The sequence below is a fragment of the Bacillus sp. FJAT-45350 genome (genome assembly GCF_002335805.1).
Classification (GTDB): Bacteria; Bacillota; Bacilli; order Bacillales; family NISU01; genus FJAT-45350.
In genome coordinates, this window is record NZ_NISU01000002.1 from 61,880 (window position 1) to 76,993 (window position 15,114).

The 15,114-nt window shown below is 35.7% G+C and carries 15 protein-coding genes and 3 pseudogenes; all 18 read left to right on the forward strand.

Annotated features, from left to right (window positions below; translation table 11 throughout):
• Positions 1-80: 80 nt before the first annotated feature.
• Positions 81-1,583 carry a DEAD/DEAH box helicase gene (locus CD003_RS16850; protein WP_306453964.1) on the forward strand — a complete coding sequence of 501 codons (1,503 nt, stop codon included), beginning with the start codon at positions 81-83 and terminating at the stop codon, positions 1,581-1,583.
• Positions 1,580-2,299: a ComF family protein gene (locus tag CD003_RS16855; RefSeq protein WP_096202421.1), complete on the forward strand. Its 720-nt coding sequence runs from the start codon at positions 1,580-1,582 to the stop codon at positions 2,297-2,299. The genes CD003_RS16850 and CD003_RS16855 overlap by 4 nt, the downstream gene beginning before the upstream one ends.
• A gap of 136 nt (positions 2,300-2,435) precedes the next feature.
• Entirely contained in the window at positions 2,436-2,882 is a 447-nt protein-coding gene (locus CD003_RS16860; protein ID WP_096202422.1) for a TIGR03826 family flagellar region protein, read from the forward strand.
• Positions 2,883-3,043: 161 nt separating this feature from the next.
• On the forward strand, positions 3,044-3,304 hold the full coding sequence (gene flgM, locus CD003_RS16865; protein ID WP_096202423.1) for a flagellar biosynthesis anti-sigma factor FlgM: 261 nt from the start codon (positions 3,044-3,046) through the stop codon (positions 3,302-3,304).
• 15 nt (positions 3,305-3,319) lie between these two features.
• Positions 3,320-3,814 (forward strand): flagellar protein FlgN, encoded by a 495-nt coding sequence (locus tag CD003_RS16870; protein WP_096202424.1) that lies wholly within the window; start codon positions 3,320-3,322, stop codon positions 3,812-3,814.
• The gene (flgK, locus tag CD003_RS16875) at positions 3,798-5,483 is read left to right on the forward strand and encodes a flagellar hook-associated protein FlgK (RefSeq protein ID WP_306453965.1); all 1,686 of its coding nucleotides are present in this window, start codon (positions 3,798-3,800) and stop codon (positions 5,481-5,483) included. Before CD003_RS16870 ends, flgK begins: the two co-directional genes overlap by 17 nt.
• 18 nt (positions 5,484-5,501) lie before the next feature.
• Complete coding sequence (gene flgL / locus CD003_RS16880) at positions 5,502-6,593, forward strand: flagellar hook-associated protein FlgL (protein ID WP_096202425.1); 1,092 nt, start codon at positions 5,502-5,504, stop codon at positions 6,591-6,593.
• 171 nt (positions 6,594-6,764) lie between these two features.
• Positions 6,765-7,346 carry a DUF6470 family protein gene (locus CD003_RS16885; RefSeq protein ID WP_096202426.1) on the forward strand — a complete coding sequence of 194 codons (582 nt, stop codon included), beginning with the start codon at positions 6,765-6,767 and terminating at the stop codon, positions 7,344-7,346.
• A 258-nt stretch (positions 7,347-7,604) separates the two neighbouring features.
• A complete protein-coding gene (locus tag CD003_RS16890; protein ID WP_096202427.1) occupies positions 7,605-7,913 on the forward strand; it encodes a nucleotidyltransferase family protein in 309 nt (102 codons plus the stop codon).
• On the forward strand, positions 7,901-8,311 hold the full coding sequence (locus CD003_RS16895) for an HI0074 family nucleotidyltransferase substrate-binding subunit (protein WP_096202428.1): 411 nt from the start codon (positions 7,901-7,903) through the stop codon (positions 8,309-8,311). The genes CD003_RS16890 and CD003_RS16895 overlap by 13 nt, the downstream gene beginning before the upstream one ends.
• A 17-nt stretch (positions 8,312-8,328) precedes the next feature.
• Positions 8,329-8,784 (forward strand): flagellar assembly protein FliW, encoded by a 456-nt coding sequence (gene fliW / locus CD003_RS16900; protein WP_096202429.1) that lies wholly within the window; start codon positions 8,329-8,331, stop codon positions 8,782-8,784.
• A complete protein-coding gene (gene csrA, locus CD003_RS16905; protein WP_096202430.1) occupies positions 8,785-9,021 on the forward strand; it encodes a carbon storage regulator CsrA in 237 nt (78 codons plus the stop codon).
• 105 nt (positions 9,022-9,126) lie between these two features.
• Positions 9,127-9,312, forward strand: a complete 186-nt coding sequence (locus CD003_RS16910; protein WP_096202431.1) for a hypothetical protein — start codon at positions 9,127-9,129, stop codon at positions 9,310-9,312.
• Positions 9,313-9,900: 588 nt separating this feature from the next.
• Positions 9,901-10,209 (forward strand): annotated as a pseudogene (locus tag CD003_RS22735) (flagellin N-terminal helical domain-containing protein); the annotation flags it as partial.
• A 990-nt stretch (positions 10,210-11,199) separates the two neighbouring features.
• Positions 11,200-11,661 (forward strand): annotated as a pseudogene (locus CD003_RS22740) (flagellin); the annotation flags it as partial.
• A 70-nt stretch (positions 11,662-11,731) separates the two neighbouring features.
• Positions 11,732-13,642: a motility associated factor glycosyltransferase family protein gene (locus tag CD003_RS16920; RefSeq protein ID WP_096202433.1), complete on the forward strand. Its 1,911-nt coding sequence runs from the start codon at positions 11,732-11,734 to the stop codon at positions 13,640-13,642.
• Positions 13,643-13,653: 11 nt separating this feature from the next.
• Complete coding sequence (locus CD003_RS16925; RefSeq protein WP_096202434.1) at positions 13,654-14,001, forward strand: hypothetical protein; 348 nt, start codon at positions 13,654-13,656, stop codon at positions 13,999-14,001.
• Positions 14,002-14,285: 284 nt separating this feature from the next.
• A pseudogene (locus CD003_RS21550) lies at positions 14,286-14,414 on the forward strand (transposase); the annotation flags it as partial.
• Positions 14,415-15,114 lie beyond the last annotated feature (700 nt).

The window sequence follows — 15,114 nt, forward strand, 5'->3', positions numbered from 1 at the left end:
ACGGGTGTTTCTGTGGATAGTGTGGATAAAATTGTGGGTAAGATTAGTTATTAACAATTATTTCAAGAGGTGATAAAACTTTGAGGTTTGTATTGTATGAAAAAGATGATTTAATGTTGATTTGTCCTGAGCAGCTTGTGGATAAAAGAATTCCTCATCTCCATGTAGAGGCAATTAGTAAGCTTCCTTCGTTTCATTCCCCTGAGTTAAACTCTTCCTTTAAGTATTCTACTGAATTACAAAGCATTTTATCAGGTAGGCGACTCCTTCTCGACGATATACCTTTTCAAATCAATATCTTACAAGAGCATTATGAGAACGGGTACGCGAAGTATTCAAAGGGCATTACCAATAAAAACAACCAATATAGTTGCGTGCGCTGTGGTAATGAGGAGCAGAGATTATTTGCTAGCTTTTTATGTGCTCGTTGTGAAAAGCAATGTGTTTATTGCCGTCATTGTCTCATGCTAGGACGAGTTAGTCAGTGCACACCGCTAGTTCATTGGATAGGTCCACTTGTTGAATATAATCCTTTAGACAACCCCCTTCAATGGAAAGGAACACTCTCAAAAGGGCAAGAACAGGCTTCAAAGCATATTGTAAATGCAATTGATAATGAGTCAGAGTTACTTGTTTGGGCCGTATGTGGAGCCGGAAAAACGGAAGTGCTGTTTGAAGGAATCAATTATGCTCTCAAGAATGGGAAGCGTGTATGTATAGCTACACCAAGGACAGATGTTGTGAAAGAACTAACTCCTCGTTTAAAGCAAGCCTTTCCGAGAGTAGAAGTATCCTCTCTTTATGGTGGAAGTGAAGATAAAAGTGCCCAAGGGAAGCTTCTCATCTCAACGACTCACCAACTTCTCCGCTTGTATCAAACCTTCGATGTTCTCATAATTGATGAGGTAGATGCTTTTCCTTATTCCGCCGACCGTAGCCTTGTATTTGCAGTGAATCAAGCAAAGAAAGAACATGCCTCAATTATCTACTTAACTGCAACTCCTTCAATAGAAATGCAAAATCGCATAACTAAAAAAGACCTTCCAGTTGTAAAAATCCCCAGACGATATCACGGTTATAACCTTCCTGTACCAACATTTGAATGGTGTGGCAATTGGCAAAAGAAATTAAAGAAGAATAAGCTACCTCTTGTTATTGATTTGTGGATAAAAGAGCGAGTTGAAATAAACAAACAGTTATTTATATTTGTACCAACTGTGGATATGTTGGAACAAGTGACGAATCTAATCGAAAAAATCACTTCTCGTGTGGATGGAGTTCATGCTGAGGATCCAAACCGTCATGAAAAGGTGGAGAAGTTTAGAAATGGAGAAACGCTCGTACTTGTTACAACAACAATTTTGGAAAGAGGAGTGACTGTAGCAAATATTGATGTAGCTGTATTTGGGAGTGATGAACCTGTATTTACAGAAAGTGCGTTAGTGCAAATGGCTGGACGTGTTGGTAGAAGTGCTTCTTTTCCGAGTGGTGATGTACGCTTTTTTCATTTCGGGAAAACAAAGGCAATGATTGCAGCGAAAAATCATATTGAGGCGATGAATAAGGAGGAGGGTAAACAATGAGCGCGAACTGTTTATTATGTGATACTCCACTAACTTTTCAAGTAGGATGGCTTAATGCATTTGGAATGCAGAAAGAAGGTTGTTTATGTTTGAAATGTAGTAATGAGTTAGATGAGATTAATGGAGAAATTTGCTCTATTTGTGGAAGACCATTTGCATTATTAGATTCTTCTTTTCGATTTGAAAATGAATGCTATGACTGTGCCCGTTGGGAGCAAGATGAATATTGGCGTGGGGTGTTGTTGAAAAACCGTTCGATATACAGCTATAACTCGTTTTTGAAAGAGATTATGGCTAGATTCAAATTTAGAAGTGACGCTGAGCTTGTAAAAATTTTTCAACAGCCTCTACAAAAAGTCTTTCAAAAGGAATTCCCCAAACATCTCCTTGTTCCCATACCATTAAGTGGCGAAAGGAAATATGAACGGGCATTTAACCAAGCAGAACTCATTGCAGAACTACTCAGAAAACCAATTCTAGCTTTAATTAAAGTTACAAATGAAGAAAAGCAAAGTAAAAAAAACAGAATAGAGCGACTCGAATCAAAATCCCCTATATTTAAATTTGACCCTAATTTTAAACAACAAACCCAATCTGCCGATATACTAATTATAGATGACATATACACAACAGGAGCAACCATCCGCCATGCAGCAAAAGAACTACTAACCAACGAAGCCAAATCAGTATCATCTCTAACAATCGCAAGGGGATAAAGAAGTTAATTACCCATTAACAACTAACAATTAACCATTAACCATCAATAATTCATAACTCATAACCCAGAATTCATAATTTAAATAAACTTCCAAAACAAGATATAATATACTATAAGTGATAGGGGGAACCACCATGCCAAACTTAGAAAACTGTCCACAATGTGGAGGCTTATTTATCAAAGCGTTTCGAAATATTTGTGAAAAGTGCCAGAAAGAATTAGATGCAAATTTTGAAAAGGTATATGGATTCATACGGAAAAAGGAAAACAGGATGGCTTCTATGGAGGAGGTATGTAGCAAGACAGAGGTGCCTGAGGAACAAATTTATCGTTTTATAAAAGAGGGTAGGCTGAAATTATCTCATTTTCCGAATTTAGGATATCCATGTGATTCATGTGGAACAATGATACGTGAAGGACGATTATGTAGTTCTTGTCAACAACAAATAAGCCAAGACTTAAAGCAATATGACACAGGTAAGCAAGTACAAGCACGTAACATAGCTAGAGAGAAAGAGAAAGATAGAATCGCAAACAGACAAGGAACCTACAAATCCCTAAATGAGTATCTAGATGATTGATTAACAAAAAAGTAAACATTTTTTTATAAGTACCGATATAAATAGAAAAGCAATATAGAATTGCAAATTACAAATTGCAAAGTTAATTAAGTAATTCCTTAATTACGAACTCATAATTCATAATTCATAATTCATAATTAATCAAAAGCGGGGTGAGATAGTTGAAAATTAATCCATTAGGACCGATGAATAATAATCCTTATCGGAAGCAAATCGAGAGGCAAGAAGCGATTTCTGAGGTTAAGCAAAAAAGAGACAAAGTTGAAATATCAAAGACTGCCCAGGAAATGCAACAAGTTACTAAAGCTGAAGTAGCAAGACAGGAAAAAGTAGAAGCGTTAAAAGAAAAGGTTCAAAGTGGTGAATATAAAGTTGATCCTCACGCTGTAGCAAAAAAATTCTATGAGTTTTGGAATGAATAGAAACGAGGTGACGGTATGTCGACGAAGGCAATTATGGATGTAATGGCGGATTTGATAAAACTGCATCAAACATTTAACCAGCTAGCAGTAGAGAAAACAGAAGCAATTAAAAATAGTGATATGCCGTCTCTCGATAAGTTACTAAAGCAAGAGACGGCATATGTAAAAAAGTTACGAAAGCTTGAAGAAGACCGTCTTTTTGTTGTGAATCAATACTTAGCCAATGAGGGATTGGTAACAGAAGGCGTAACGATGGGGAATTTGGTAGAGCTCGTACCGAGTACAGAACAAGTACTCCTAGGAAAACTACAAAAGGCCCTCTTATCAGAAATAGATAGATTAAGAAAACGAAACGAATTAAATCAACAATTAATAGAAGACTCGTTACGGTTTGTCAACCTTTCCCTCGATTTAATCGCACCTGAACCAGAGGAAGTAAATTACAAGCGACCAACGAAAACAAGCTATGAAGAGAATACGGGGCGGTCGTTGTTTGATTCAAAAGCATAACGGAGAGACGGAGGATATTCAAATGCAATCAACTTTTCATGGATTAGAAACAGCTCGTCGTGGAATGATGGCGCAACAGGCTGCTTTGCATACAACTGGACATAATATTGCCAATGCGAATACAGAGGGGTATTCAAGGCAGAGGGTAAATTTCAATCAAACTGAGCCTTACCCAGCTGCGGCGATGAATCGACCTAGGATACCAGGACACTTAGGAACTGGAGTTGAAGCGGGCTCAATTCAAAGAATGAGGGACCAATTTTTAGATGTTCAGTATCGAAATGAGAATCAAAAGTTTGGTTATTGGGATGCACGTTTTGAAGCTCTTCAAAAAATGGAAGACGTTATGAATGAACCATCAGAACAGGGGCTCGCTAACACGATTGATCGTTTCTGGCAATCTTTGCAGGACTTAGCAGTACAGCCTGAAGACGCGGGTGCACGTGCTGTAGTTCGCCAAAGAGGAATTGCTGTTGCCGAAACTTTTCGTTATGCTCATGATTCGTTATCGGCAATTCGTAAAGACTATGAAACAGAAGTTAGTCAAACAGAGCGAGATATTAACTCTCTTATTAGACAAATAAATAACGTGAATCGCCAAATTGGAGATTCAGAACCACATGGCTATGTAACGAATGATTTATATGATGAGCGAGATAGATTAGTTGATCAACTTTCACAGTATTTAAATATTAAAACTGATTTTGTTAAGAGTAGTGGTAATCCTAATCCAGTAGCAGAAGGTAAAATGACAATTTGGTTGGCTGATAGTGCAGGAAATGCAATTGAAAATGCTGTACTTATTAATGGGGCTGATTATGAAGCAGTTCAAGGTTTAAAGCTGTCCTTTACAGGAGAAGGCACTAATAAATTAATGAGTTCAATTCAACTTGGGCAATTAGATAAGGATAATTATATAACCGAAACAGCTGGTATAAGTTGGAGTAGTCTTGACCAGTTTCCTTCATCTGGAAAATTAAAAGGTATGATGGAGGCTTATGGTTACCAGGCGAGTGATGGTACAGCAAAAGGTATCTATCCAGAAATGTTGAGTAACTTAGATGAAATGGCGTATGTGTTCGCTACTGAATTTAACAAATTGCACGAAAAAGGATGGAACTTAGTGGATATAAAAAACGGAAAAGAAGATGATAGTGGAACATCCTTTTTCCGTGACTTAGGTAATGTTAACCATGATCAATCTGGTAAACTTATATTTAGTGAAAATCAAAGTGATAAGGTTGGATTCGCTGCCAGAATTGGAGTTTCATTAGACATTCATAATTCAACGGATTATATAGCGGTAGCGTCAAATAAAAATGGAGAAGCATTTGCTGGAGATGGTAGCAATGCTTTGTTAATGGCTAATATGAAAGATACTATCTTTTCTATTAAAGGTAGCAATGCAAATATTCAAAGTTTTTACCGTAGTGTTATTGGGGACATGGCAGTTGATACTTCAGAAGCACTTCGATTAAAGGGGAATTCAGATATTTTAAGAGGAAGTGTTCAGTTTCGGCGTGATTCTGTAAGTAATGTATCCTTAGATGAAGAGATGACTAATATGATTAAGTATCAACACGCATATAATGCTGCTGCAAGAGGTATTACGTTAGTAGACGAAATGCTAGATCGTATAATTAATGGTATGGGTCTTGTTGGTAGATAAATAGGTAGGTGAAAATAAATGAGAGTTACACAAACAATGTTAGCAAACAATACTTTACGTCATATAAGTCAAGGATATGAAAATTTAGGCCGTATTCAAGATCAATTAGCAAGTGGTAAGAAGATTACACGTGCTCACCAAGACCCGGTAATTGCTATGAAAGGGATGCGTTATCGAACAGAAGTAACAGAAGTTGAGCAATTTAAACGCAATTTATCTGAAGTAAATACATGGATGGACAATGCTGATTCTGCACTGGATAAGGTTAATCAGGCAATTCACCGAATTCGTGAACTTGTGGTTCAAGCCTCAAATGATACGTACGAACCAACCCAACGAGCGAATATAGCAAAGGAGATAAGGCAAATAAATGACCATATCGCATCTCTAGCAAATACTAAGGCTAATGATAAGTATATCTTTAACGGTACTAATACAACAAATCCACCAGTTAATCTTGATGGCGTTACGATTAAACTAGAAAATTATAATTTTGATGATAGAAGTGATTATGCATTATCATATCAAGGGAAAGAGTTTAGGTATGTTGGGGAAAATGTATATCAAAGTGGTAATAAAACAATTACAGTTAGCGATGAACCGTTGACATTCACCTATAATGATCCTGACGGTGAGACTGGGGATTTTAAAGAAGAAAACATAATTATATCAAACAGGAAAGCTGTTTCTACTAATAACCATGATGTAAAAATAGAAGTAATGAAGGGGATTGAAATGGCAGTTAACATTCGTCCTCAAAATGTATTTTCAGCTCATATGTTCGCAAACCTCGATGCTATTGCCAATACCCTTGAAGATCCTACTAAGCAGTCTGAGGATATTACTAAATTTCTTGATGTACTAAGTGGATTTACAGATGATGTCGTTTCAGAACGTGCAGAACTTGGTGCAAGAGTAAATCGTGTTGATATGATACAAAACCGAGTTTGGGAGCAAGAAGTTGTCTCAAGACGTATACTTTCAGACAATGAAGATGCAGACATGGAAAAAGTCATTATCGATTTAACAACCCAAGAAAGTGTTCATAGAGCAGCGCTAGCAGTAGGAGCAAGAATCATTCAACCAACGTTGATGGACTTTTTAAGATAACATAACACCTACCCAAGGGGCCAGACCAACTAAAGGTCCGGCTCTTTTGGTATATGGAGTGGGAAAGTTTGTTAGGGGTTAGTTGATTAATGTTTAGCTTTCAGTATTTAATTCGCAACTCATAATTCATAATCCATAATCCATAATTGCTCTTAAAAAGGGGGAATACTAATGCAAGCACCCTACCTACAAATTAATTCTACACACGCTCATATTGGAATGAAAAAACAAGAACCACATGTGCAAATTCAACAGAGAAATGCAGATTTACAAATTAGGCAAAATCATATTGATAATATACAAATAAGTAGAAGAGCCTCTCAATTACATATTGACCAAAATGAAGCATTTGCAGATGCAGATGTTAAAGGACCACTGCGACGAGCTGACGAATTCTTTCAAAAATCAAAGCAATCTCTTATGCAATACCTAGCAAAAGCCTCTCAGCAGGGTGACCAACTGATGAAAATTGAAAACGGTGGTGGGGATATTCCAAGAATTGCTTCGGCAAATAGTGAGTTAATTCGTCATGAGTTTGGAATGGGTTGGACTCCGAAATCTGCTGACAAAGTAAAAATTAACTTTCAACCATCGGAGCTAAGCTTTAATGTTAGTCTTAGCATGCCTTCTATAAATGTGAGTGTTAATCCACCATCGATAAATATGGAGAAATGGCAAACGGATGTATATATTAGGCAAAAGAATTCGATAAATATTCAAGCAGTTGGATTAAATGTGAATAGGGGATTATAGCTTCAGGGGTGAACTCTGGAGCTATTTTAATAAGTACAAACCATTGTAAGAAAATTCAAAGATGGTAATGGCTCCGCGCACTGTCTACAGCAAGAAACCCGCTTGTTGTTAATCTCAAAATACAGTAGTGGCTCCGCAAATTGCTTATAAGAAAGACGTTTAACGCGCTTTTCTTAAGCAATTAAGAGTGATGATTTATGAATCTTGAATGAGAATGCTATAATAAGGAAAAGTAGTTAATAAGAGGTTGTGAGTGAGTTGAATTCAGAAAAACATCGAGAAGAGATTCTTAAACAGATTAAAGAAATAGTAAGATATCACCTACAAGGTGTAACTGCTAAAGTATATTTGTTCGGTTCATGGGCAAGGCATAGAGAGCGTAATAGTTCTGATATTGATATTGCGATTGAACTAGTAAACCCTTCCTCAAAAGGTGTCATATCTACTATTAGAGAAGCATTTGAAGAATCAACTATTCCGTATAGGATTGAAGTTGTTAATTTAGATGATACAAATATTGATTTTAAAAATAAGGTAGTAGAGGAGGGGATTCGTTGGAACGTTTAAATCAAAGGAAGAGATTAGCGAAAAGAGCATTACAGACTCTGGTGGAAGTTACAAACATTAAAGAACCTTCCATTATAGAAAGAGATGCAACAATTCAACGGTTTGAATATACCTTTGAAGCAATGTGGAAACTTGGCAAGCAATATTTGCGAGATATTGAAGGAGTTGATATTGCGACTCCGAAAGGAATTATAAGAGCTTGTCGAGAAGCTGGTATGTTTACTTCAGAAGAGACGATTAAAGCGTTAGAAATGGTTGATGATAGAAACTTAACATCACATACATACAATGAAGACTTAGCTGAAAAGATATTTGGACGTATCCCTAGACATGTCGAAATATTAATTAAATGGTACCAAACAATTGAAACAAAAATTAACGAAGCAAATAATTATTAAGAATCGTGGTGAATGAAATGAAAGTACAGACAAAGTATGTTGGAGAAGTAGAGGTAAGTGAAAGTAGAGTGATTCAGTTTGAAAAAGGACTTCCTGCCTTTGAAGAAGAAAAGGAATTTATAGTTCTTCCTTTCAGTGAAGATGAATCAGCATTTTTTACATTACAGTCTGTGAATGATGTCGAAGTAGCGTTTATCATTGTGAACCCGTTTGGGTTTTATAGTGATTATAAGGTAAAGCTTTCTGATGCAACAATTGATCAAATACAAGTGGAAAAGGAAGAAGACGTGGCAATTTTTGTAATGGTGACAGTGAAAGACCCATTTGCCCAGTCGACAGCCAATTTACAAGCGCCGGTAGTTATCAATTTGAAAACGCAAAAAGGTAAGCAACAGGTGATGAGTGATAGTGGTTATCAAACAAAGCATATACTAATGCCCCAAGAGGCTACTAAAGTAGGGGAGGGCAAATAGATGCTAGTACTTACGAGAAAGCTAAAGGAATCTATCCAAATCGGTGATGATATTGAACTAATGGTACTCGCGATTGAAGGAGACCAAGTGAAGCTAGGAATTAAAGCCCCAAAGAATGTGGACATCCATCGAAAAGAAATTTTCTTAGCGATACAGGAAGAAAACAATAAAGCTGCTACAGCTTCCGTAGATTCACTTAAGAAGTTCCTAGGTTCTACTCCCTCAGACAATAAGTAATAAAACATAGTAAAAACTCTTCTCATAAACAGTTATTTACTATAAAGTAAGAACAGACGATCGTTGCTCTTGCCACGTGAAAATTGTGAATGGGAGTTGGAAATCATGAGTAAAGAGGTAATTGAGGTAGTAAAGAATCTTGAAAAGAAGATGGATGAGAGGTTTACTCGACATGAGGATTTACTTACACAATTAATTACAATGGTTGCTGAAACAAATAAACGATTAGACCGGTTTGAAATAGAAGTGAAGGAAGATGTTAGCGAGCTGGACAAACTCAAAGACTATTAGATTCTGATGTTACCCTTCTTTTCAAAGAGAGCGCACTACAAACTCGAGAAATTAATCGGCTTGTGCAGGCGCAACAATAGAAAATATAGAAATACAGGACAGATTTTTGCAGAGGTGATGTGGGAGTTGTCCTATTTTAGTAATTTAGAATGCCAACAACCTTCTTAAGAAAGCAGACTATCATGAATGTAGTGATGTCTGCTTTTTCTATTTTTACTTTCAAAAAATGGAGAGGCTGTTATGGAAGAGAAAGTGCATAATCTAATCCTAAATTATGTGTTCCGAGTGATGAAATATTAGGTCAAGGCTCGCAATTACTTTCGCTAATTCAAAACTAATAACTCAGCATTCATAATTCAAATTCCTCCCTACACTTTTTTTTCTAAAAAATCTAAAATACTACTAAACTCTCACTAAAATATGACGATAATAATAGTGTAAGGCAGAATGTTACTATGGACGGCCGACGTAGTACATATTGCTTAAATAATAATTCTAACCACAAGGATGTGGGCAGAACAAAATTCAAGGAGGAATTTTATTATGATTATTAACAATAATATCCCAGCGTTAAACACGTATCGTCAGATGGGCGCTAACCAAGGTGCAGCTGCAAACTCAATGGAGAAACTAGCTTCAGGTCTTCGTATCAACCGTGCAGGTGATGATGCTGCGGGTCTAGCTATCTCTGAAAAAATGAGAGCGCAAATCCGTGGTTTAGACCAAGCAAGCCGTAACTCTCAAGATGGTATCTCAATGATCCAAACAGCTGAGGGTGCACTACAGGAGACACATAACATTCTACAACGTATGCGCGAGCTTGCTGTTCAAGCTTCAAATGATACAAACGTAGAAGTAGACCGTGAAGAGATCCAAAAAGAAATGAATCAGTTAACTTCTGAAATTAACCGTATTGGTAATACAACTGAGTTCAATACGCAAAAAATCCTTAACGGTGGAATGGACTCCAAAGGAAATGATGTTATTACACCTGCTACTGCAGCTAAGTTTGGTGGAGTAGATTCAGCAGGGGATGCTTTAACTACAGCATTTACACTTACAGCTGGAGGAACAATTTCAGCAACAACTGGTGCTACTGCCATTTCAGCTACGGGGTCAATTAAAGTAGGAGATACAACATTTAGTTTAAATGAGCTATTTGAATCTTACGGAGAAGCTGATGAAAATGGGAATTTCAATGCGGGGTTTGATGCATTAGATCAAGATAAATTTTTGGCAGATTTAAAGAATGTAACGTCTGGTGGTACTAAGTTATCAGATGTTGTTGATATAAAATTCAACAGTAGTAACCAGCTTGAAATGACTTCTAAGGCAGAAGGTGCCAATGCTTCAATTACAGTAACAGTTGGCGGTGCTGATGAAGATTCAGTTGCAGGACTTTTTGGTTTTGGAGATGCAGCTACTTTAAATGGTGTAGGAAAGCAAACGGGTGATCCAACTACTATTCAAAAACATGGTTTACAAGCAACTGGATCCTTTGACATGACAGGCACTTTCACAGTTAAAAAAGGCGATGGCATGACGATTAAAATTGAAGGTGAGAATGCAGTAGACATTAAGTTCAATCAAGAAAAAACATATACTGTGGACACTTCTAGTGATGATTATGAATTACAACAAGATGCGATGCGTGCAGAATTCATTAAAGATTTAAATGCAGCTCTTCAAAATGCTGGATTGGATGGAAAAGTAACTGCTTCACTATCTAAAGATAATGAAATACAGTTAATCTCAGAGACAGGAAAAGACATTGAGATTACAAAGATTTCAGATAGTATTAAAGATAACACGGGACTTGATACAAATGCTGAACTAGGAAATGTACAGCAGATAGTTGGACCTGGAGCACAAGGTTCAGGGTTTACCGCTAAGTTCCAAATTGGAGCAAATACTGGTCAGTCAATTAATTTAAATATTAATGACATGAGAGCTTCTGCATTAGGTATTACAGGTAATGCAGGTCAACAAGGATTCTCTAAAGATAATAATGTAACGAATGGTACAAATGATATTAAAGCAGAAGCAGCATTAGATGTTTCAACACATGAAAGTGCATCTGCGGCAATAACGACAATTAACAATGCGATTGAGAAAGTATCAGGAGAACGTTCTAACCTAGGTGCGATTCAAAATCGTTTAGAGCACACGATTTCTAACTTAAATAACGCTTCTGAAAATTTACAAGCTGCTGAATCGCGTATCCGTGACGTTGATATGGCTCGTGAAGTAATGGAAATGACTAAAAACAACATTCTTTCACAGGCATCTCAATCTATGCTTGCTCAAGCAAACCAACAACCACAATCAGTATTACAGTTACTTGGATAAATAATATCGTATTAGAGACTCTAGCTATGCTAGGGTCTCTAATACTAGTTATACATTTAAGGTGGTAATTATGGAAAAAAATTATCAATTATTACAAGAAAAAAATAAGCCTCTATTTGACTTAATTGTGAGAGATGCAAGTAGTGACGGGGTGCAACCCATTCGAGCAAAAAATGGAGAATGGGTATTAAAAGTCAGTACTCTTGATAATAGAGAAATTTATAGTAATAGTAAGTACGACCCAAAAAGTAACATTAAAAAGCTATTAGAACCTGTAGATTTTGATTCTAGTGTAATTATGTGTATTGGACTAGGTATGGGTTATGAAGTAAAAGAAATTATTGCTCGTAAGGCTAAAGGGACAAAAGTACTAATTCTAGAACCAAACCTTAATATATTAAAAATGGCATTAGAATATAATGATTTAGAAGAAGTACTGTCTTCTAACTATGTCTTTTTGGCAGGGGGCAATTTAGAGAATATAAAGTATCAACTAAAAGTTTTAAAAGGAAGTATGATGTATTTTTTAACTAAATCTCCAGAAATGGTGTTTTTGCCATATGGCTTAAAGGTATACGACCAAACCTCTCTAAAAGAAATAATTTATGAAATGAAAAATACGGTAGTTGCCCAACTAAAAGGTGTGGGGAATAGTGTTGAAGACACACTTCTAGGGATTAATCACACTTTTTCTAATATGGAGCATATATTAGACTCTCCTAATATTTTCAATTTAGAAAAATTATATAAAGGATATCCTGCTATCTGTGTAGCAGCTGGTCCCTCTTTAGAAAAGAATATTGACATGTTGAGGGAAGTACAGGATAAAGCATTAATTTTTTGTGCGGATACAATATATGAAAAGCTGTTAGATAATGGGATAGTAGCTGATGGCATTTCTATTATTGAAAGGCCGAAGAAAGTATATAATATATTATATAAAGGTAAATCTGAAGTGTTTCATGAAAATACTGCATTGCTTGCTAATATGGTAGTATATCCGAAGATTTTGCAAGAGTACCCAGGAGTTAAAGTGATTTATAGTCGAACAGGTACGACATTTGATAGAAGTTTGGGAGAGAGTATTCCGTCATTAAATAATTTGGATATTGGTCAAAGTTGTGCTCATGTAAGTTTTGCTACAGCCAAAGCATTAAAATGTGATCCGATAATTTTATTAGGACAAGACTTAGCATATGGTGAAACTGGATTTACTCACGCTCGAGGTACTTATGCAGAAAATAACACGGAATCGGATAATAATGGACAGGAAACTATATTTGTAACGAGTTATAATCAAGATAACGTTGTTAAAACTACCCCTATTTGGGATATGTTTAGAAGATGGTTTGAAAGTGTTATACAAATAGATGGCTCCTTTACTTATATTAATGCAACCGAAGGTGGAGCTTATATAGACGGAGCAATTCATATGTCTTTTAAAGAAGCCATTGAAAAGTATCTGAAGGAGAGTGAACCCAAGAAGTCTTTTATGGAATCCATTAAAATAAATTGTGAAACGGGTAACCAAAGTAATAGGAAAATTGCTACAAAATTTTTAAATGAGGAGCTTAAAACTTTAAAAGAAGTTGAAAGTAAACTTGATAAAATCGAGAGTAATCTAACGATGATAGATAGGATTATGAACAAGGAAATTGAAAAAGTTAAACTAAAGAAGGCAATTCGAACATTTGAGAGCACAATGACCAATTTACATGATTTATTTGAGCATTCATTAACTTTTAAGCAAATAATTCAACCTTTAATCGTGCAGTTAGTTCAGTTTGTACAAAGTAATACAGTTGTAAAGGAAATTAAAGAATTTGAAGTGTTTTATCAATATGTATTAAGTAAAACATTGCAAATAAAAGAACTACTAAAAATGACGATAAAAGAGTATGAAAGAGGATTGAAAATTCTTCGTACCGGAGTAGTTGATACAATTGACACACCTTGGATGGGAGAAATGTACGAGGACTAGGAGGAAAGATAATGAGTGAAGAAAAGCTGATGGTAGAAACCTTAGAATCACTACGTGAATATAATACTAAACTGATAAGTGGGATTAAAGGTTTTAGTAATAAATTGGAAAATGGACAAAGAGAAGAGGCATTTTCCCTGTTGCCACAAATAGTAGAAGGTTTAGATTGGGTAACAAAAGCTATTGAACTAACTTTAGACAAGCAACAGTTTAAAATAAATATTGAAGTTTTTAACGAAGGATTAAACGAGATGGCTGAAGCGATTGAAAATAACGATGAAATACTTTTAACGGATATACTTAGTTATGAAATCATTCCTAAATTAGAGGAATGGCAAAATGAGAACTTTAAGAATTAGTTTTGATATTTAATTTAAAAATGTACTCTAATATACTATTAGAAAGCAATATGTCAAGAGAAGTTATAGATTTAGAATGTGTTTTTTCTAGTAACAGTTTTCCTAGGTAACTTGAGAATGGTGATTCACAGTAACTGACAAATACCAAATCTTCAACTTTTAGCCACCATTTAAGAGAGAGCTCAATTTTTTTTCGAAAATTAAAAAAGGAATAGATATTGGTTTAAGAAAGTTGAAAAATTAGAGAATCAAGATTTTGAAGAGTTATTTAAACATATAAACGTTGGAAATTGGAGATACTACAATCCTCCTTTATGTATCCATATAGTAAAGGTTATATTGAGGATGTAAATAATTTAGCAAAAGTTTTTAAGCCTATTTCTTATGGAATAAAGAGCTTCGAAAGACTATGAAAAAAATATTAAGGCGACAAATGGTTAAAACCAATGCGGCTTAACCCAATCTAAAGAGAAAAAATGGGAAAATTATACACCACAACGTTTGCCAGGGAGCCTTCTCTTTTGGTCCACTTTCGCTACTTCAATAAGAGAAAATCTATATTGTGCGTTTCAGTTCTGTTTTTATTGTCTAATTCCATAAATTGTTCCGGTGATTTTCAGGGATTGTGAATCCAACCGGATTATCTCTTCTCGGCTGTTTCATAGCCTTGATGGAAGTTTCTTAATTAAGTATTGAATATTAATTTTCAACATTAGTAGGCTACGTGTAATCTTCTATGCTAACTTATTTTTTGTTGAAAATTACGAAGTTACCGTACTTAATAGTAAGATAGGCTATAGATTAGATTTTTGGTATTCTAGTAGAAACAATAAGGGTAAGCCCTACTTCTAACAACGCATATAAAGAGGCAGCACCTCCTGGACGATACATGAATCATATAAAGGAGGTGCTTTTCTTATGCCACAAAAAATTAACAATTGTCACCATTACACTTCAACTTGAAATCAAAAATCTCGGCAAATCTACGCCTCCTACAACACTTTCAATGAGCACTTGCATGATTAAAACAGCAAACGCTGAAATCTCCATCTCCCACGCGTAGATGAGCGTACCATCCAAGCCATAATGAGGGAGTTGAAACATCTATGAAAC

Coding starts and splice junctions, on each gene's coding strand:
- CD003_RS16855 (WP_096202421.1), top strand. CDS start 1,580: ATGAGCGCGAACTGTTTATTATGTGATACTCCACTAACTTTTCAAGTA.
- CD003_RS16860 (WP_096202422.1), top strand. CDS start 2,436: ATGCCAAACTTAGAAAACTGTCCACAATGTGGAGGCTTATTTATCAAA.
- CD003_RS16870 (WP_096202424.1), top strand. CDS start 3,320: ATGTCGACGAAGGCAATTATGGATGTAATGGCGGATTTGATAAAACTG.
- flgL (WP_096202425.1), top strand. CDS start 5,502: ATGAGAGTTACACAAACAATGTTAGCAAACAATACTTTACGTCATATA.
- CD003_RS16885 (WP_096202426.1), top strand. CDS start 6,765: ATGCAAGCACCCTACCTACAAATTAATTCTACACACGCTCATATTGGA.
- fliW (WP_096202429.1), top strand. CDS start 8,329: ATGAAAGTACAGACAAAGTATGTTGGAGAAGTAGAGGTAAGTGAAAGT.
- csrA (WP_096202430.1), top strand. CDS start 8,785: ATGCTAGTACTTACGAGAAAGCTAAAGGAATCTATCCAAATCGGTGAT.
- CD003_RS16910 (WP_096202431.1), top strand. CDS start 9,127: ATGAGTAAAGAGGTAATTGAGGTAGTAAAGAATCTTGAAAAGAAGATG.
- CD003_RS16920 (WP_096202433.1), top strand. CDS start 11,732: ATGGAAAAAAATTATCAATTATTACAAGAAAAAAATAAGCCTCTATTT.
- CD003_RS16925 (WP_096202434.1), top strand. CDS start 13,654: ATGAGTGAAGAAAAGCTGATGGTAGAAACCTTAGAATCACTACGTGAA.